Origin of the sequence: Bacteroides salyersiae WAL 10018 = DSM 18765 = JCM 12988 (genome assembly GCF_000381365.1) — a bacterium.
Classification (GTDB): domain Bacteria; phylum Bacteroidota; class Bacteroidia; order Bacteroidales; family Bacteroidaceae; genus Bacteroides; species Bacteroides salyersiae.
In genome coordinates this window covers 1,356,644-1,377,082 of sequence record NZ_KB905467.1, presented here as the reverse complement: position 1 = coordinate 1,377,082, position 20,439 = coordinate 1,356,644, and the positions used below count along the sequence as shown (strand labels likewise).

Below are 20,439 nucleotides of genomic sequence, written 5' to 3'. Positions count from 1 at the left end.
TTTTTTGTGACAATATGATATAAAACATATCCGATTAGGCTTATTTTTCTTGCTAAAAATTGTCTTTATGTCAAATAAGTCTATATATTTGTGAAAGAAGATGTGTTAACCAATTTTATGTGAAATCACTTTATGGATTACGGCAATGAAAAAGGAAATTAAATTCAGTCTTGTTTACCGGGATATGTGGCAATCGTCCGGAAAGTATCAACCCCGTGTCGATCAGTTAATGCGAATTGCTCCGTTGATTATAGAGATGGGTTGTTTTGCCCGTGTCGAAACCAATGGAGGAGCTTTTGAGCAGGTGAATCTTTTGTATGGAGAAAATCCGAATAAGGCGGTGCGTGCATTTACCAAACCTTTTAATGAGGCCGGCATCCAGACCCATATGCTCGATCGTGGCTTGAATGGGCTGCGTATGTATCCCGTACCTGCGGATGTACGTCGGTTGATGTATAAAGTAAAGCATGCCCAAGGTGTGGACATTACAAGGATTTTTTGTGGGCTGAACGAAGTACGCAACATAATTCCTTCTATTAAGTACGCAATTGAAGGCGGCATGATTCCACAAGCTACTCTTTGTATTACTCATTCTCCGGTGCATACGGTAGAATATTACACCGATATTGCCGATAAGCTGATAGAGGCCGGTGCACCGGAAATCTGTCTGAAAGATATGGCCGGTATCGGTCGTCCCGGTATGTTGGGCAGGTTGACGAAAGCTATTAAAGACAGGCATCCCGAAGTGATCATCCAATATCATGGACATAGCGGACCGGGGCTGTCGATGGCTTCCATTCTTGAAGTTTGCGAGAATGGTGCCGATATTATTGATGTGGCTATGGAGCCGATGTCGTGGGGAAAGGTTCATCCGGATGTAATATCCGTACAGGCCATGCTCAAGGATAAAGGATATGATGTGCCTGAAATTAATATGAAGGCTTATATGAAAGCGCGTGCCATGACACAGGAGTTCATTGACGACTTTTTGGGATATTTCATGGATTCCACCAATAAGCAGATGTCTTCTCTTTTATTGAAATGCGGGCTTCCCGGTGGCATGATGGGGTCGATGATGGCCGATTTGAAAGGTGTTCATGCAGGTATCAATATGATATTGAAGAGTAAAAACGAGCCGGAGCTGAGTATTGATGATCTATTGGTGATGCTTTTTGATGAAGTGGAGTATGTGTGGCCTAAACTCGGCTATCCTCCGTTAGTGACCCCATTCAGCCAGTATGTGAAGAATGTGGCGTTGATGAATTTAATGCAGTTGGTGAAAGGGGACGAACGTTGGACGATGATCGATAACCATACTTGGGATATGATTTTGGGTAAGAGCGGCCGTTTACCGGGTAATCTTGCACCGGAAATTGTCGAATTAGCACACTCCAAAGGATACGAATTTATCGACACCGATCCACAGGAAAATTATCCGGATGCCTTGGAAGACTATAAAAAGGAGATGGATGAAAATGGTTGGGAATACGGGCCGGATGACGAGGAACTTTTCGAGTTGGCTATGCATGACCGGCAATACCGTGATTATAAGTCCGGTGTCGCCAAAAAGCGATTTGAAGAAGACCTGCAACGTGCCAAGGATGCAGCCATGATTAAGAACGGGTATTCGGAGGAAGAAATAAAAAAACTGAAACGCGCCAAAGCCGATCCTATTATAGCACCGGACAATGGGCAGATACTTTGGGAGGTTTCCGTAGAAGGACCATCCACCGCACCGTTTATCGGGCGTAAATATCAACATGATGAAGTCTTTTGTTACCTTTCTACTCCGTGGGGGGAATATGAGAAAATATTAACCGGATTTACAGGCCGCGTTGTCGAAGTTTGTGCTCAGCAAGGAGCTACTTTAAATAAGGGAGATGTAATAGCTTATATCGAACGTAGCAATATATTTGCCTGATTATCGGATTCAGGAGTTAAGGGAAGCAAAAGGTCTATCGAGAAAAGATTCTGATACGATTATCGTGCTGCTCCTTAACTCCTGAATGATGAAAGATAAAGCCTGTTCCGACTTTTTATCTTAGAAGAATTCTTGGTCTATACTTTATTGAGTTAGCGTTTCTAAGGTCTGAATCTGACTTGTTGCATGCCTATCAATTTGTCGTACCGTTCGCCGAATGGACGCGCATATACTAAAATCAGATATTCGTTTTCCGTTTCATAGTAATTTCCTTCTACCGGACCGGTTTCCCCTTTTGTACTTCCATTGGGGACATATAGATATTGATAATTGTAAGCACCCTGTTTAAGCAATTGTACCGATTCATAAGCGTATGTTTCTTTATTATATTTCATTTCCGTTTGCCGGTTAAAGTTGTCATACGTAAACTCTCCTTGCAGGTATAACTTGCCGTCCATAAAAGGATCTTCCCAGGGAAGGCTGAAATGTACAAAGAAATAATCTGCTTCGATTTCATTATCCGTAGCATCGTCGTAACGAATCAGATAACGTCCGTTCTGGTCTTCGTCATAACTATAATTTCTGGTACGGGGATCGCTTGGAAACAGCGTCGCATGATAATAAGGATCATGGAATTGAAGACTTTCCACACCGATATTAGCATAGCGTGTACTGACTGTTTCGAACCTGCGATATTCGTTTCCTGCCGGAAATATCAGGGCTTTATTGTGTGTATAGCGCAGTTCGTCCGGGCCGACGTAGGTAGGCAGTACTCCGGTTACCATATTGTCCGTCCGTCCGTTCTGCATTACCTGAATTTTTACTTCCTGTTGCGGATTTCGTATATTGTACCCTCTGTGCCGGACATTGAAACTCACTTGCTGATGACCTTTGTTACGATCTATTTCCGTATCACTGCTTACCGTAGCCGATACACTGACTTGCTTGTCCAATACCCGGAAACAGGTTTTGAAAACAGGTTTACTGGTGTCCGAATCATCATAAACTGTTATGAGATAATTGCCGGACAATTTCATGCGTACCTCATTATTGGGCAATGTCAGGCGATAGTGGGTATAAGGCATCGTTGTATTGATGGAGGTTTCGTAATCTTCTATCGGATTATTGTTGAACCCATCCAGATAATCGATGTCCGAAAGGTCGGAAGCAGACCAATCTGCATTACAGTGGGAGAGGACGTACTGATATCGGTGATACTCATGTGATAGTTCATCGAAAGAGAGCTCGATATAATCATTACTGTCCAATGTAATGACGGCAGGAGCGTTGATGTCATTGTTGGCTACCACTTGCACCGTCTGAATATGAGGTGCGTAAATTTCTGTGCGTTGTGCTCTGATTCCGCCTGACAGGCATAACAGAGAGAAAAGAAGTGAACAATATTTTATCATAAACAAAAGAGGTTTAGTGATGAGTAGTTGGCGGGGGAAACTTGGGTACAAGATTCATTAATCTCATGATCTGTTTCTGTCTTTTTAGTATGTAAGGCGACGGATGGGCAGAATCGAAACGTATGGGGTTAGGTAGCGTAGCAGCTATTAATGCACATTGGCCCTTTGTTAATTTGGCGGCTGTGGTATTGAACTTATATTGGGCAGCAGCTTGTGCCCCGTAAATGCCCTTTCCCATTTCGATGGAATTCAGATATACCTCCATAATCCGTTCTTTCGACCAGAATGTTTCAATAAGAAAGGTGAAATAAACTTCCAGTCCTTTCCTTAGCCATGAGGATTGGGGCCATAAGAAAACATTTTTTGCTGTTTGCTGACTGATAGTACTTGCACCTCGTTTTCGCTTTCTACTTTCATTTTCTTTTATCGCTTTTTCTATTTCCTTGAGATCGAATCCGTTATGTTCTGCAAAACGATTGTCTTCGGAAGCAATAACAGCCATAGGCAGATGTGGGGAGATCTGATTGAAAGAAACCCACGTGTGTTTGCACGTGGGTTTATCTCCCGATGCTATCTGCTGCACACTTCGGATCACCATTAGCGGGGTAACATATACCGGAACAAACCGGTAAATAACGACCGCAACAAGGGTTGACAGGAAGAAAAAGAGCAGCAGACTGCGTATGATACGAAGTATTTTACTTACCGGCTTCCGCATCTTTTATCATCTGTTCACTGGCGTACATGTATACTTCTACACGACGATTTTGAGCAGCTGTTAACGATTCGTCATACTGTGAGTAACCTACACCTTCTACTGTTTTGAATTGAGAAGGCTGAACGCCACAAGATTGCAGGTAATTTTCTACTGCATAAGCACGGTTGTTCGAAACCTTCTGATTGGCTTCCTGCGTACCTACCTTATCGGTATGTCCGATGATTGCAATATCTAAAGTCGGATCGCTTTTCAACACACCGGCAAATTCACGCAAAGATTGTTTGGCGGCATTGCTCAATGTAGAAGAGTTGAATCCGAAAAGGATACCTGAGTCAAAAGTCACTTTTACAGCAGCCAATCCATTGTTGTCTGTGATTTGCTCTACTTGTGCACCTTCGATTTTGGCAGCTTCTTCTGCTTTCTTATCCATTTTCCGGCCAATCAATGCACCAGCAGTACCTCCGACGGCTGTACCGATAGCAGCACCGATAGCAGCGCCTTTACCCTTACCGGCGATACCACCGATAATTGCACCTAAAGCGGCACCTGAACCGCCACCGATCATTCCACCTTTAGCGGTATTGTTCATTGATCCACAACTTCCGAATACTAAAGCCATACTTAGGAAGAAGGCCATAAACTTAATCTTTTTCATACTTCTTATTAATTTATTAGTGATAAACTCTAAAACGAGGACAAAGATAAAAAAATATTTAGTTATGCCGTCGTTCCTTTCTCTCAAAAACAACTAACTATGCAATTTTGTTGATGGAAAGAACCTTTTTTCGTATAATAATGAACCACATCAGCAGGATTAATCCCTTAGCAATGGTTGTTACACTAACTGCCCACCAGATACCTTCTACTCCCATACCTAAACGGACGAAGAAAATGGCAAGTGGAATACGCATGTAATTACATGTGATACTGATGACGGCAGGCGGTACTGTTCTTCCGATACCATAAAACACGCCCTGCATGGTAATTTCAAGCATCATAAAAAGTTGGGAGTATCCGTCTATCCGAAGAAAGACGCCTCCTGCCTCATAAGCAGCTTGTTCCGGTACGAAGATGGCAAATACTTCATTTCCAAAGAAAATAAACAGGAGTGTGCAGAACGTACCGAATATTCCCGTCATCCATAAAGTGGTGTGCCATGCTTTTATAACTCTTTCCGTTCTTCCGGCTGCATAGTTCTGTGCTATGAAGGCGCTCAATGCTGTAGAAAATCCTTGTGAGGTATTCCATGTGATGGCTTCTATCTGCCCTCCGGTAGTAAAGGTCATCAATCCGATGTGCCCGCCTTGCTCCGAAGCCGTGCGGCACAGGAACATATTGACAAAAGCAAACAAAGTGTTGAGGGTAGCTACCGGAAGCCCCAATTTCAGAATACGGTGCGTATATCTTTTCTTTAGTTGAGTGAAAAAAGGAAAGCTACCTAAAAGTGCATCACGGAAACGTAATTGATATATAAAGATACTGCATACGGTTGCCTGGGAAATCCAAGTTGCATAGGCAGCTCCATTAGTTCCCAGTCCGAATCCGAAAATAAAAAGCGGATCGAGCACGATATTCAGTATTAATCCGGTCCCACTGATATAAAAAGGAACTTTGCTTCGTCCGGCAGCATTGTAGATACCGGTGAAAGCCGCCGAAAGAAAAACGAAAGGCATCGCTGTGGAAACTATCCGGAGATAAGTTACGGCATTGTCGGTAATATGCGGAGCGAGTTCGTAGATACGTATAATAGGGCCTGCCAATATAAACAACAATGCTCCCCAACATATGGATATAAGAAGTGCGATCGTGATATTGTGTGAAGCGAAGTGACGGGCGTCTTCCTGATTTTGCGCTCCGATGGATTGTCCGACACTAACTTCCGATCCCACCTTATTCAATAATGAAATAGAACCGGACATCCATGTAAGTATGCCTACCGAACCGATTGCTGCTACTGCTTCACTACCTAAACGCCCTACCCATGCCATGTCTGTCAGGCTATAGGCCATTTGGATGAAGGAGGTTGCCATAATAGGCATAGCCAGATTGAATAATTGACGGTTTATGGATCCGTGGGTTAAGTTTTTTATTCCTTGCATGGATGATTCTTTTGCTTGTCGTATGAAATGAGGCGCAAAGATATGAAAAACTATGCTCGGATATATCTATTCCTGCCGCGATTTTTTTCATTGATACCAAAGTATGGATACAATGTCTTTTTAATGGAATAATGTTTTCTTATGTAGAATGAAGTGCGTTGAAATATTCCGGTAATTGCAAGCTGTTTAAGTATTTTTAAATGGCCGGTCGGGCAAATCGTACTAAATATTTGGAAAATATGCTCTATTTTTGAAGCGCAATAATGGAAATTAATGAAATACATCTCTATCTTATCTTATGCTTTTGCGTTTCTGTTTTTGTACAGTCAATTATCAATGGCAAAAGACGTTGCGAGTGACGATTCGTTGTATACAAGAGAATATATCTCGCAGATATACATAGCAGAACCGGAACGTGCATTGAAACTATTGGATGAAGCGGAAAATCGGGGAACCATGTTGCCATACCTTATTAGCGATTTGCGTAGTATGGCTTATCGTAATATGTATATGAATAAACTGGCATTTGATTATGCCCGGAAATCGTATGTCCTCGATTCTGTTTCACAAAATAATCCGGAACACTTGCTGCAAATGACGATAGCCTTAGCCGAACTTTCAAATCTGCTCAGTGAATATAAAGAAAGTATGAGGTACGCAATGCAGGGTATTGAATTTGCTCAAAGACAAAATGATATTAAGGCTGAAAGTAAATTACTTTTCTGTATCGGTGAAAATGAAAGGATGCTCTCTTTAAAAGAAAGAAGTTACGAACATTTTGATACGGCCATCCGGTTATTGCAAAATATTAAAGACAGGGAAGGGGCGGCCATGCTGTCGTATTTTTATGGGATAAAAATGGGGTATCTGCTTGATGACTCCCGCTATGATGAAGCTTTGGCGATAGGACTGCAACGGGAGAAACTGATTCATGCGATAGATTCGTTATATCAGACTCCGGAAGGGTATATTGACCGGCAATATGCTTATGTGTATTCAAAATTGGCATATATCTGCCATTTCAAAAAGCTATATATGGAGGCAGAGAAGTATTTTAACCGATATCTGTCTACCAAAGCTGCCTTGACACCGGACGGGCAATATGATGCGACCCCATATCTGTTACTGAATAAACAATACGCGAGAGTTGTTGATATATGTGAAAATTTTAGGGCTGTATTACAACATCAGGATACTATAAACTTGCAGTATTTAAGTGTTTTGCAGAAACAAGTGAAGGCTTATCTCGGGTTGCATGACTTTAAAAAGGTGGCGGAATTGCGTGAGTCGATTTTGACAATAGTGGATAGTATGAACACTCGTGAAAAACAGAACGCAGCATTGGAATTGAGCACTGTCCATAAAATGAATGAAAAGGAAGAGTTTATTAAAGAGCAGGCTTTTCAATTGAAAGTCAGGAATATCTCGATTTTCTTTTTCACTTGCATTACAGTTCTGATTCTATTCATACTATGGCGAATGTGGCGTCATACCTGTATTATCAAATATAAAAATCAGACTTTGGTCAAACTTATCAATGAGCGGATTGCCGGCATTGATGAAAAAGAGAAAGTGACCGGGGATGGTAATCGCAATGTGGATATAAAAGAAGATAAAGTTTCATGTATTGTAAGTTCCGTTCAATCAACAGGTGATGTACAAAATGTATCAGATAATACAGAGGTGAATGAAGAAGAGCAAGAGAATAGAATATTATTCAATAAGTTGAATACAGTCATCATGCAGGAGAAATTATATCTTTCTTCAGAACTTGCCAGAGAAGATCTGGTGCCGTTAGTGCGAATGAATAATGCGCGCTTTGCCAAGATGATAAAAGAAAACACCGGAACTAATTTAAGCGGATATATCAATGATTTGCGAATCACCCATGCGATCAGGTTACTGAAAGAATATCCTAATTATACACTAAAGGCCATTGCCGAAGAATCCGGATTTAATAGTATGCCTACTTTTCATATCTTATTTAAAAAGAAAACCGGAATGACTCCGTTTGAATTTAAAAAAGCCCAAAACGAACTGGAATAATTATTGACAGAATATTGCTGTCTTTTTATAGTTGCTGGATAATACATTTATAAAATAGCATCGGGAAATCAGCTTCCATTCCGTGGGGCGTTAATGTGCCCGAATACTTGAAAATGATATTTGTATGTCTTTGAATCTTATAAATATTCATTTATATTTCTTTGATTTATAACAGGTTAATATTTTTATTAATAACTTTAGAACAAATCTTAATATCTTGTTTTAAATATTGTAGCCGCATTCATCTCAAATACACTTTCTTTACGTATAATATTGTATAATTACATTTGATGAATGTATGGACAAGAAGAAGAAAAGCCACAAAAAAGAATTTGACATAACAAGTGCCTTTTTAGCCAATATAAATCATGAAATCAGAACTCCCTTAAATGCGATCGTTGGATTTTCAGATCTGTTGGTGGATGCTGAAAATGAGGGTGAACGGAAAGAATACGTTCAGATTATCCGCGAAAACAATGATATACTCTTACGTTTGCTGTCTGATATTATCGATATTTCTCAAATAGATGCCGGAGAGCTTGATTTTGAAAAAGATGATGTGGAGATTTCTTCTGTATGTAAGGATATTGCATGTGTTATGTCTTTCAGATTGCCGGCTGGTGTTGAGTTGTCAGTGGAGAATGATTTACCGGAATGCCATATCGTGACTGACAGGAAAAGATTACATCAGGTTATCACAAATTTAGTAGCTAATGCCATTAAATTTACTCTTAGGGGAAATATCGTGATAGGATATATATTGAAGAATAAACACATCGAGTTTTATGTGACTGACACTGGGATCGGAGTTGAAAAAGAACAGCAAGAAAGGATCTTTGAACGTTTCGTTAAATTGGATGCTTTTTCACAAGGCGCCGGATTAGGGCTTTCTGTGTGTCAGGTTGTAGTAAAACAATTTGGTGGGGATATAGGCGTAGAGTCCGAACCGGGTAAGGGTTCGCGGTTTTGGTTTACACATCCTTATACCACTTGCTTGTAAAAGTGCTATTTATATTTTAAAGCAGATAATATGAATGCTCTTTTGATTTTCTGCTGCCACAATGCCCGATCAAAGGTTTGGCAGAGAAAATATTCACTCTAATTCTTTTGCATGAATGTTAATTGTCTGCAATGCATTCAATATATCGGTTGAAGTCACTCCATGACATTCTATTCTTAAGATTTTTTCCCAATCTTCCAAGTCCACGTTCCATTTGTGTATTTGGGGAAATTGGATGAAAAGAGTTTGGATGAGCTTCATATCTTGCTTATCCTTTATGGAGGTTCGGAAAATCAGAATTTGTTTTTGCATATTGGGACATTTTTTGTTGTGAATCGTTTCGTTATCGGATGTTCTGTTTTCTGTTCAGGACGCGAAGATACATCAATAAAAGTTTCTATAAAATTATTTTCGACGAACGCCCTTATTGTTTATGACGAAATGTATGATCCGGGCGACCAATAGGGATATTACTTATGTGTAGTAGAATGGGTACTTTCGCATGCTGTCTACTATGCATATTGATAATTAATATAATCTTAACCGAAAATTACTTAAAGAGTGGTGATTATTGAGGTTTTATTTTTGCAATTGCTTTTAATTGGCAATTGTCTTTCCTATTTTTGCATAATTCACGACATATATGGATATGCAATATATATTTGTGCGAATATTTGTGCTAAAATTTGAGAACACATCACCAATCTATAGCTTTGGATGAAAATATTGAATACTTAACTGAGCGGATATGAGATTAAGCAGAATTATTTTGTGTATAATAGGGTATATAGTTTTAGATAATTTTCAGGCAGTTGTTTGGGGGCAGACAATCAGTGGTAAAATTACAGATGACAGCCAACAGCCGGTAGACGGTGCAACTATCGTGTTGCAAACGATGGATTCTATCTATGTAGGTGCATCCATATCCAATGCCGACGGCACATTTCTTTTAAATAGCCAGCCGGAGGAATATCGACTAATTATACAGCATCTTTTATATCAAACGAAACAGATAACGGGCCAGGGAAAGAGTGTGGGGATCATTCAGCTTCAGCCCAAAGATTATGCTTTAAATGAAGTTGTAGTAAAAGCGGAACGGCCTCTTGTAAAAGTGGAAGATGGGCGTTTAGGATATAATCTTACGGCTCTCGCAGAAAGCCATGTGGTGAATAATGCCTATGAAGCATTAACGAGATTACCGGGAATACAAGAGGATAGGGGAACATTGACTTTGGCGGGAGCAGGAAGTCTGACTGTAATCTTGAATGGGAAGCCTACAACGATGGATGCCGGGCAACTTGAAACCCTTTTGCGGAATACTCCGATAAACCGCGTAGAGAAAGTGGAAGTAATGTACAGCGCCCCTCCCGAATATCATGTACGGGGCGCAGTTGTCAATGTTGTTTTAAAGCGCTCGAATGATTACGCTTTTCAAGGGGAAATAAGCGCTGACTACAAGAACAAGTACTTCAACAGTGGCAATATGAAAGGAAATTTTCGCTTATCGACACCTAAAATGGCTTTTGACGTATTGTATGGGGCAAATAATGTGAAAAACATGGAATATATAGATCTATATTCCCGGCATACATTGAAAGGCGAACTATATGATATCACACAAAACGAACAATTGCGCAGTAAATATTGGAATCATAATCTTAGAACTGCATTTGAATACAACTTTGACGATAAGAATAATATCAATATAGCATATACCGGCAGCTACACTCCCGACCAATACAACAATAGCCGGACAAATGGTAATTATCAGACCAGTAATGTAGACAAATATATTGATACTCATATGAATAACATCATGTTGCAATACCATTCGGGCTTTGGGCTTGATATCGGTGGTGATTACACCCGTTATATTTCCAATAACAATCAGAGTCTGTTGGCCGATTATACGGATGGCGATCTGAGCCGTTTCTCTATGGTCGGTGGGCAAAGGATTGAGCGGTATTCTGTTTATGCAGATCAAAAACATCAGCTATCTAAAGAATGGAATTTGGGATATGGAGTGTCTTACCGGTTTGCGAAAGACCGGGATTTTCAGACTTACAGTCAGGTGACCGGTGATATCTATACGCAAGATACTTATTCCGACCTGAAAGAACAGACCGCCGGTTTTTATGTTTCATTAGGCCGGAATTATGCATCGGGAACTTCCTTTTCCATATCTGCTACGGGGGAATATTATACTATTGGTAATTATCATAAATGGGCTGTTTATCCGCAAGCATCATTGACTTATCTTAAAACTCCGAAGCATATATTCCAACTCTCATTGTCTACGGATAAAACCTATCCGAGTTATTGGGATATGCAGTCTTCAGTGGGTTATCTTAACGGATATACGGAGTTGTGGGGGACACCGGGGTTGAAACCGATGACAGCTTATAATTTAAATGGGAGTTATATCTTGAAGCAAAAATACATCTTCAATTTGTTTTTTATGCATACGTCAGACTATTTTGTCCAAGCTCCGTACCAATCTACGGAGAGACTGGCCTTGATCTACAAAAATACGAATTGGAATTACATGCAGTTGTGGGGTGTGAACCTTATCCTTCCTTTCAAAGTGGGAAATTGGCTTGATTCCCGTTTGACTATGACCGGGATGCAAATGCATCAACGTTGTGATAACTTCTTTGACATTCCCTTTGACCGGAGAAAATGGCTCTTCAGTAGTTCGTTGGACAACGCGTTTAAAATCAATAAAAACCTCTCTTTCGAGTTAATTGGCAATGTGCAGACTCCTGCTATACAAGGAACATTTGATATAGGGACTGTTTTCGATCTTACTGCTGGGGTAAAATGGAATTTTGCCAATGATAAAATAAGTTTGTCGGCACGCTGTAACGACATTTTTAATGAAGGAATGCCCAAAACAAAAGTCCGTTTCAAAGGACAGTATCTGGATATGAATAGTGCTGCTTATTCTCGGGCTTTTACGGTGCATTTCAGTTTTCGTTTTGGCGGATATAAGAAAAAGGAAATAAAAGAGGTAGATACATCCCGTTTCGGCATGTAATTTAAACGGATACAAGGGGATTGAATTCGGTTCAGTTTGAAATCTTGGGGATTAACTTTTGTAAATTCGAAAATCCCTCAGGTTTTTACGTTGATCCGTTTTTACATTTCCCCGTGTAAACCAGCATAATTTAGGTATAAAAAAAGAGAGCTACTATTATGTAACTCTCTAATTTTCAGTGATCCGCCTGGGGCTCGAACCCAGGACCCCAACATTAAAAGTGTTGTGCTCTACCTGCTGAGCTAGCGAATCAATCCTTATTGCAAATCAGTTATTTCCTGATTGCGGGTGCAAAGATAGAGAGTTTTTTATAAATACCAAAATAATTTGAATGTTTTTTAGAATAGCTATGACAATACATTCATTTTATAGTTGTTGAAATAGCAAGTTAAGCAGATTGGATGCAAAAGCACTTTTAGGATTATGGTTGGACGGGAAATAATAAGAATTGAATATAAAATGTTTATTTATAGCATCTTATATTGGTCGTTATACCGAGATATTAAAAGTATATACTTAATGGAGTGTTAAATATAGATTGTTACTATGCAATAGTATAGATTATTATACCATAAAAGTATAGATTGTTGCAAATGAGAGGAATGTCTTTTAAGATGAACTGTTAAAGATGTTAATGTGGATGAGAGAGGGGAGAAGAATGCTTTGAGGGTAGGGAAGAATACTTTGTTTTTAGTGGGACGGATATGAATATCGAAGATTTTGTGTACATTTGCCCAAAATTACATTTTACATTATTATATTGTATGGCAACAGTAGACGATAAAAAGATTATTTTCTCAATGGTGGGAGTGAGTAAATCCTTCCAGAATAACAAGCAAGTGCTGAAGAACATTTACCTTTCCTTTTTTTATGGGGCAAAGATCGGTATCATCGGTTTGAATGGTTCGGGTAAATCTACTTTGTTGAAGATTATTGCAGGACTGGAAAAATCATATCAGGGTGAGGTGGTCTTTTCACCGGGATATTCGGTAGGCTATCTGGCTCAGGAACCTCATTTGGATAATACGAAGACCGTGAAGGAAATCGTAATGGAAGGAGTACAGCCTATTGTAGACGCTCTGAATGAATATGAAGAAATAAATCAGAAATTCGGCTTACCCGAATATTATGAGGATCAAGATAAAATGGACCAACTCTTTGCGCGCCAGGGAGAATTGCAGGATATCATCGATGCTACGGATGCATGGAATCTTGACAGTAAACTGGAGCGTGCGATGGATGCACTCCGTTGTCCGCCCGAAGACCAGTTGGTGGAAAACCTTTCAGGGGGTGAGCGCCGTCGCGTGGCTCTTTGTCGTTTGTTGCTTCAAAAACCGGATATACTCCTTCTCGATGAGCCTACCAACCACTTGGATGCGGAGTCTATCGACTGGCTCGAACAACATCTCCAACAGTATGAGGGTACGGTAATCGCCGTAACGCACGACCGCTATTTCCTCGATCATGTAGCCGGATGGATTCTGGAGTTGGATCGTGGCGAAGGTATCCCCTGGAAAGGAAATTATTCCAGCTGGCTGGACCAGAAGACCAAACGCATGGAAATGGAAGAGAAAACTGCCAGCAAACGCCGTAAGACTCTTGAACGTGAGCTGGAGTGGGTGCGTATGGCTCCTAAGGCTCGTCAGGCCAAAGGTAAAGCTCGTCTGAACTCTTATGACAAACTGTTGAACGAGGATGTGAAAGAGAAAGAAGAGAAACTTGAAATTTTCATTCCGAATGGTCCCCGTTTAGGAAACAAGGTTATTGAAGCTAAACATGTAGCCAAGGCTTATGGTGAGAAGTTGCTTTTCGATGATCTCAACTTTATGCTTCCTCCCAATGGCATTGTCGGGGTGATCGGTCCTAACGGTGCCGGTAAGACTACCCTTTTCCGGCTTATCATGGGACTTGAGACGGTGGATAAAGGAGAATTTGAGGTAGGAGAGACTGTAAAGGTGGCCTATGTAGACCAGCAGCATAAGGATATCGATCCCAACAAGACTGTTTATCAGGTAATTTCCGGAGGTAACGAACTGATTCGCATGGGTGGGCGTGATATCAATGCACGTGCTTATCTTTCACGTTTCAATTTCTCCGGTGCCGATCAGGAAAAGCTCTGCGGAATGCTTTCCGGTGGTGAACGTAACCGTTTGCACCTGGCTATTGCATTGAAAGAAGAGGGCAATGTGCTGCTTCTCGATGAGCCTACCAATGATATCGACGTGAATACGCTTCGTGCACTTGAAGAAGGTCTGGAGGATTTTGCCGGATGCGCCGTGGTCATTTCGCACGACCGTTGGTTCCTCGACCGTATCTGTACCCACATCCTTGCTTTCGAGGGCGATTCCAATGTATTCTATTTTGAAGGTTCTTATTCTGAATATGAAGAAAACAAGATGAAACGTCTCGGAAATGAAGAGCCTAAGCGTGTACGTTATAGAAAGCTAATGAATGATTGATATCGATGTCAGTTTGATAGATTTCTAACTCGTTCAGTTTTAAATAGAAAGCCCTGCAGATCGCCTGCGGGGCTTTTTTTGTTTTAGAATGCAATAAAATGTTGACCATCCTTAAAATTTGAAATGGAAATGTAATGTAGTTCTAAATCTTATTAATTATATTTGCGCTTCAAAACATTATTAATTAATAAAATCTATTAACTAACAAACAGAATTATGAGAAGACATCTAATTCATTTTCTGCTGGTTGCAATACTGACAGTATGCTCTGCTGCTACGGCTTTTGCCCAGACTACAGTGAAAGGTCAAGTCGTGGATGCAGAAACCGGTGAGCCATTGGTTGGTGCGGCCATTATGGTGGAAGGTACTTCACAAGGAACTGTCACCGATCTTGACGGTCATTTTGTGCAAAGTGTCGCGCCCAATGCAACGTTACTATTTAAGTATGTAGGTTTCAAGGACCTGAAAAAGAAAGTAACGCAGAAAGGCGCTTCTGTGGATTTAGGTATTGTGAAACTGGAACAGGATGCAGTGATGTTGAATGACGTGACGATTACTTCGTCCATTGCCATTTCACGTAAAACTCCGGTGGCGGTATCTACGGTCGACCCGGTATTTATCTCGGAAAAGTTGGGAACACAAGAATTTCCGGAGATATTGAAATCCACTCCGGGCGTATATGCTTCCAAAGACAACGGTGGTTTTGGTGAATCCCGTGTAACCGTCCGCGGTTTCGGTACTTCCAATGTAGGAGTGATGATTAACGGTGTCCCTATGAATGATATGGAATGGGGAGGTATCTACTGGTCCAACTGGGCAGGCTTGTCTGATGTAACCCGTTCTATGCAGGTGCAAAGAGGATTGGGTGCTTCTAAGCTTTCTTCCCCGTCGGTGGGTGGTTCTATCAATGTTATAACAAACTCTACCGATGCGCAAAAAGGCGGTACATTATCCTATGGTATGGGTAATGACGGATATAATAAAGTATTGTTCAGCCTTTCTTCCGGATTGACAAAGGATGGCTGGGCCTTTTCTGTTTTAGGTTCTAAGACATGGGGTGACGGATATATCCAAGGATGTGAGTTTGACGCATATTCCTGGTTTATTAATATATCCAAGCGTATCGGCGACAGTCATTCTCTGTCTCTGACAGCAACGGGTGCTCCCCAAACTCACAATAAGCGTTATGACGAGCTGACCATCGAAGAGTGGGACAAGCAGAAGAAGGTAAATCAAGGTTTGGGCTATCGCTATAATGCTGCTTACGGATATGACATTAATGGTAAAGGCATGACCGGTACCAGCTATAACTCTTACCATAAGCCACAGATTTCTTTGAATCACGTTTGGGATATCGACCGCAAGTCGAGCCTTTCTTCTTCCGTGTATATGTCTATTGGCGACGGCTTCGGATATCGGGGTGTAGGTAATACCAGCAGCCTTTACGGGGCAACAGCCGGTATCCCGAATACCACTTATCGCAGGATAGACGGAACGATGAATTATGCTGCTATTATGGAAGAAAACGCGGCTTCCGACAATGGAAGTAAAGTCGCTTTGGCCAAAAACATGAATACTCACTTGTGGTACGGACTTCTTTCAACTTATACCAACCAGGTGAATGATTACCTGAACCTGCAGGGTGGTATAGACCTCCGTTACTATAACGGCGGACACAAAGCTGAAATTGTAGATCTGTTGGGAGGAGACTTTATTGTCGATCCGGATAGAAAAAATGTAGGATATAAAAAGGATGATATCGCCTGGCAGAACGAGCGCTTAGGGGTAGGTGACGTTGTTTACCGTAACTTTGACAGCTATATAGCACAATACGGTGCTTTCGGACAGGCTGAATATTCTCAGGATAAACTATCCGTTATCGTATCCGGAAACGTGAATGCCGCTTCGAACTGGCGTAAGGGTTATTTCTATACAGACAATGAAAAGTCTGCAAAGAAAACGAAAGTCGGTTATGGAGTAAAAGGTGGTGTAAACTATAATATCGACAGCCATCATAACGTATTTGCCAACATCGGCTACTACTCCCGTACTCCTTATTTCTCAGGTGGCATTTTCCTTAATTCCCAGACAAGCAATGCGCTCAATCCTAATTGTAAGAACGAAGGTGTTTTCTCTTTTGAACTGGGTTACGGATTCGTTTCTTCTATTTTCTCCGCCAATTTGAATCTGTACCGTACCACTTGGGACGACCGTACAATTCAAAAGCGCCTGTCGGTATCGCAGGAAAGTTCTTACGTATACTTGAACGGTGTGGGTGAATTGCACCAGGGTATCGAGTTGGACTTCACTCTGCGTCCGGTCCGTTCGCTGACAATCAACGGTATGTTCTCTTTCGGTGATTGGACTATGACGAAAGACAATGTATTGGGTTATATGTATGACGGACAAGGCCAGGCCGTTGATAAAAGTATGAAACCGGTAACTCCCGGCTCGGACGAGCATGCACGGTTGCTGATGAATACAAAAGGGGTGAAGATTGGTAACGCTGCCCAGACAACGGCATCTCTGGATGTGAATTATGAGGTGCTGAAAGGTCTTCGTGTCTTTGTAGGCGGATTATTCAATGGACGTAACTATTCTGAATACGATATTGCAGGTCTGATTACTACCAGCACTTTGAATGGAGATCCGGTAGATGTGGCACAACCTTGGCGTATCCCTTCTTTCTTTACTTTTGATGCGGGTATCAGCTACAAGTTCAATCTTGGCGGTATCGATGCAACCTGGACAGCCAATTGCAACAATCTGTTGAATGAGCAGTATATTACCGATGCTACGGACAATGGTGCAAAGACCGGTGGTCACGGATGGAAAGACGCAACTGTGTTCTATGGTTTCGGTCGTACTTGGTCTATGGGTATGAAGATCAGATTCTAATTTTATGATAATAAAGAATATAACAAGTATGAAAAAAATAATATTGGCAACTGCAGCGTTGGCGCTTGTATTCGTTTCATGTAACCATGAACCCGAATTTGACGGAATGAAAGAATATAGTCCGGGAAACGTATTGAAATTAGAATTGACTTACGCCGGTGATTATACATCGACAGGCGGATTTCTTGATGGTGAAGACAATTCCGATGATCCTACGGCTCCTGCTAAGATAAATCTGGAGAAATGGATGAATTCTACCTATTATACGGCAGAAAAGGGTTCGGAAGCGACCATTAAATATAATCTGCTTAAGACATCTTATTCTGATGAAGTAGGCTTTAATGAAGATTTTCAAAGAAACTTTGTAAATGGGGCCAATACGGAGATTGACGGCTGGATGAATTATTTTACCGGTGAGAAGACTTGGATAAACAAGATATACAGTGGAAATGCATATACCCAGATGGCGAACGGTGATGCCGAAACTACCGAAGCCTGGCTTATCACTCCCAAGTATACGGTGGTAAAAGGGGATAAATTGAGCTTTGACGTCTGTGTCGGATATTACAAAGGAGATTGTCTACAAGTATTCATCTCCGAAGACTTTTCCGGTTCAAGCTCGGATGTGACTTCCAAATACACTACGTGGGAGGATGTCACCGAAAATTTTGACATCCCTAAAGAACCGGACAATGCCTATGGCAAGTTAGGGCCTGCCGGTGAGATGGACTTATCTTCATATGAAGGAAAGGCTATCAATATTGCATTCAAATATTCGGGTGCTGCCGATACAAAAACGACCACTATCCAGTTGGACAACATCCATATTGCCCGTGAAGTATCAGAGACTTCGACTGTCGTGAAAGAGGCACGTGCGGTGGTAGACAATGATAAGAGTGCGTGGACTGTGACCCTTCCGAGCGACATTCCGGATATCTTGGTGAATGAAGACTTTGAGAAAGGGAAAGATTATGACAATGTTGTTTTGGAGGGCTGGTGCAACAGCAAGGTGAAAGGTGAAAAATCTTGGGAGTACAGATCGTATCAGAATAACAGATATGCTAATATCACAGCCTATAACAACGGCGAGTTGGAGACATGGTTGATTACTCCGGCACTGGTCATGCAGAAGGAGATGGTATTGAACTTTGATTTTGAGTACAGATATCTGGCAGGAGATGTGTTTACGCTGATGATTTCTACCGACTTCAACGGTGATCCGTCAAGCATATCTTCGGCTACCTGGGTCGATGTCACTCCGGACAACTTAGACAAAACAAATGACAAGTCATTTACTTCGTATAGTGTGGATTTAGCATCGTATATCGGTCAGACGATCTACGTCGGTTTCCGTTATATCGGCGACAACGCTACCGGACTCACGACTACTTGTCAGATTGATAATGTATATGTAGGCATTCCTAAGTAAGGATTTCACATAGAGTCATAGAATGAAATCGCCCACGTTACAGATAGTTGTAGCGTGGGCTTTTCATTTATAAGGGGTTGGGATACCCTTTCCGTTTACTTGATCTTCATCCGCATTACCACCGGATTGTGATCGCTGTAATCCAGCTCCGGAGAGAAGTAATCCAGTCCTTCCAGCTCCTCGCTGTGGAAGATATAGTCGATTCTGAGCAGTCTCTTGAAATAGCGGAAGGTGTACATGTAACCGTGGCCGCAGGTTTGGAAGCCATCTTTCAGACGGTTGCCTTTCATGGTGTGGTAGGTATATGACGAGGGCAGGGAGTTGAAGTCGCCACACACCAGTGTGGGGTGGGGGGAGGCGGTTATCAGTTTGTGCATATGCTCTGCTTGGGCGGCACGTTTCACGAAGTTCTCTTCCAGTCCGTCGGTGAGTTTGAGGATGGCATGTTCGGTTCCGGTGGTATTGTCTTTTTTAAGTTCCTTTTCCAGCGTCCGTTTGTTGCTGCTTACTTCGGTTGTCTGGAGGTGATTGTTGAATATCCGGATACGTTTTCCGTTGATGTCGATGTCGCACCACATGCTACAGTTTTTACTGTCGGGGTATGTGATGAGTTGCTGGCTGAGTATGGGATACTTGCTGAATACGGCGAGTTGCAGGATCGGTGTTCCGGCGGGAGCTTGGGGAATAGAGTAATAAGGCCATGTGGAAAAGGCTTTTTTCACACTATCTACATTGAATTCGCGATTGCTGCCGAACTCCTGCATGCAGAGAATATCTGCGTGCTGTTCTTCCATATACCGGGCTATTTCTTTGCAGGAATATCCGGTCTGATCTCCATTAAAGGCATCTACGTTGTAAGTGGCGATGGTGAATGCCGCGAGGGAGGGGGGCGGAGAAGAGAACCGGATGACCCGGCTCAGATATCCCCAATTGCCTAAAATGGCGATGAGGGGGATGAGCAGCCAGACACGTAGCCGTATAGCCCAATAGATGAGTGCTGCGAAGTTGATCAGCAGCAATACGGGCAATGCCAAGCCGATAAAGGCAAAGCGGATGTGTCCGGCAGGAGACAGTTGGCCGGAGAAAGCTCCGGCAAGGGTGATACCTGCCAATAGGAAGGTTGATAAGATGGATAGGTGATAAAATAGTTTTGATACGGCTTTTTTTCCCATGGGCCTCTCCCCCTGCCCCCTCCCCGAAGGGAGGGGAAGTTTTATGTTCGTTACTTAATTCTTAATTTTTAACTAAATAATACTGTCATATTGCATGGCAGCTTTCAACTCCTAATTTTCAACTGAATAAATACTGCCATGCTGCATAGTAATTTTCAACTTTCAACTCTCAACTTTCAACTGAACAAGGCTTTCAACTGAATAAATACTGCCACGCTGCATAGTAACTTTCAACTTTCAACTCTCAA

13 protein-coding genes and 1 tRNA gene are annotated in these 20,439 nt (G+C 41.6%); 7 read left to right on the top strand and 7 right to left on the bottom strand.

The genetic code is table 11. The annotated features are described in order from the left end of the window. Positions 1–145: 145 nt before the first annotated feature. The gene (locus HMPREF1532_RS17045; protein ID WP_005932283.1) at positions 146–1,921 is read left to right on the top strand and encodes a hypothetical protein; all 1,776 of its coding nucleotides are present in this window, start codon (positions 146–148) and stop codon (positions 1,919–1,921) included. Between the two features lie 161 nt (positions 1,922–2,082). On the opposite strand, the gene HMPREF1532_RS17040 is transcribed toward HMPREF1532_RS17045, so the two are convergent. The 4 genes from HMPREF1532_RS17040 to HMPREF1532_RS17025 form a co-directional block, all read right to left on the bottom strand. Beyond that, complete coding sequence (locus tag HMPREF1532_RS17040) at positions 2,083–3,333, bottom strand: type IX secretion system plug protein (protein ID WP_005932280.1); 1,251 nt, start codon at positions 3,331–3,333, stop codon at positions 2,083–2,085. Between the two features lie 13 nt (positions 3,334–3,346). After that, on the bottom strand, positions 3,347–4,051 hold the full coding sequence (mtgA, locus tag HMPREF1532_RS17035; protein WP_005932277.1) for a monofunctional biosynthetic peptidoglycan transglycosylase: 705 nt from the start codon (positions 4,049–4,051) through the stop codon (positions 3,347–3,349). Further along, a complete protein-coding gene (locus HMPREF1532_RS17030; RefSeq protein WP_005932275.1) occupies positions 4,032–4,706 on the bottom strand; it encodes an OmpA family protein in 675 nt (224 codons plus the stop codon). Before HMPREF1532_RS17030 ends, mtgA begins: the two co-directional genes overlap by 20 nt. A gap of 97 nt (positions 4,707–4,803) precedes the next feature. After that, positions 4,804–6,150 carry an MATE family efflux transporter gene (locus tag HMPREF1532_RS17025; RefSeq protein ID WP_005932274.1) on the bottom strand — a complete coding sequence of 449 codons (1,347 nt, stop codon included), beginning with the start codon at positions 6,148–6,150 and terminating at the stop codon, positions 4,804–4,806. A gap of 273 nt (positions 6,151–6,423) precedes the next feature. Between HMPREF1532_RS17025 and HMPREF1532_RS17020 the strand changes: the two genes are divergently transcribed. Beyond that, entirely contained in the window at positions 6,424–8,196 is a 1,773-nt protein-coding gene (locus HMPREF1532_RS17020) for a helix-turn-helix domain-containing protein (RefSeq protein ID WP_005932273.1), read from the top strand. Between the two features lie 298 nt (positions 8,197–8,494). Further along, a complete protein-coding gene (locus HMPREF1532_RS17015) occupies positions 8,495–9,196 on the top strand; it encodes a sensor histidine kinase (protein WP_005932269.1) in 702 nt (233 codons plus the stop codon). Between the two features lie 93 nt (positions 9,197–9,289). Here the strand turns inward: HMPREF1532_RS17015 and HMPREF1532_RS17010 are convergent, their stop codons facing one another. Further along, complete coding sequence (locus HMPREF1532_RS17010; RefSeq protein ID WP_005932265.1) at positions 9,290–9,508, bottom strand: hypothetical protein; 219 nt, start codon at positions 9,506–9,508, stop codon at positions 9,290–9,292. 436 nt (positions 9,509–9,944) lie between these two features. On the opposite strand from HMPREF1532_RS17010, the gene HMPREF1532_RS17005 reads away from it, so the two are divergent. Beyond that, complete coding sequence (locus HMPREF1532_RS17005; protein ID WP_005932261.1) at positions 9,945–12,233, top strand: outer membrane beta-barrel family protein; 2,289 nt, start codon at positions 9,945–9,947, stop codon at positions 12,231–12,233. Positions 12,234–12,412: 179 nt separating this feature from the next. Here the strand turns inward: HMPREF1532_RS17005 and HMPREF1532_RS17000 are convergent. Further along, a tRNA-Lys gene (locus HMPREF1532_RS17000) sits at positions 12,413–12,485 on the bottom strand. Between the two features lie 512 nt (positions 12,486–12,997). On the opposite strand from HMPREF1532_RS17000, the gene ettA reads away from it, so the two are divergent. From ettA to HMPREF1532_RS16985, 3 genes are all read left to right on the top strand, one after another. Continuing rightward, entirely contained in the window at positions 12,998–14,692 is a 1,695-nt protein-coding gene (ettA, locus tag HMPREF1532_RS16995) for an energy-dependent translational throttle protein EttA (protein WP_025819076.1), read from the top strand. 216 nt (positions 14,693–14,908) lie between these two features. Next, positions 14,909–17,590, top strand: a complete 2,682-nt coding sequence (locus tag HMPREF1532_RS16990; protein WP_005932256.1) for a TonB-dependent receptor — start codon at positions 14,909–14,911, stop codon at positions 17,588–17,590. A 28-nt stretch (positions 17,591–17,618) separates the two neighbouring features. Then, entirely contained in the window at positions 17,619–19,019 is a 1,401-nt protein-coding gene (locus tag HMPREF1532_RS16985; RefSeq protein ID WP_005932254.1) for a choice-of-anchor J domain-containing protein, read from the top strand. A gap of 95 nt (positions 19,020–19,114) precedes the next feature. Here HMPREF1532_RS16985 and HMPREF1532_RS16980 read toward each other — a convergent pair whose 3' ends face one another. Further along, the gene (locus HMPREF1532_RS16980; RefSeq protein ID WP_005932251.1) at positions 19,115–20,191 is read right to left on the bottom strand and encodes an endonuclease/exonuclease/phosphatase family protein; all 1,077 of its coding nucleotides are present in this window, start codon (positions 20,189–20,191) and stop codon (positions 19,115–19,117) included. Positions 20,192–20,439: the final 248 nt, after the last annotated feature.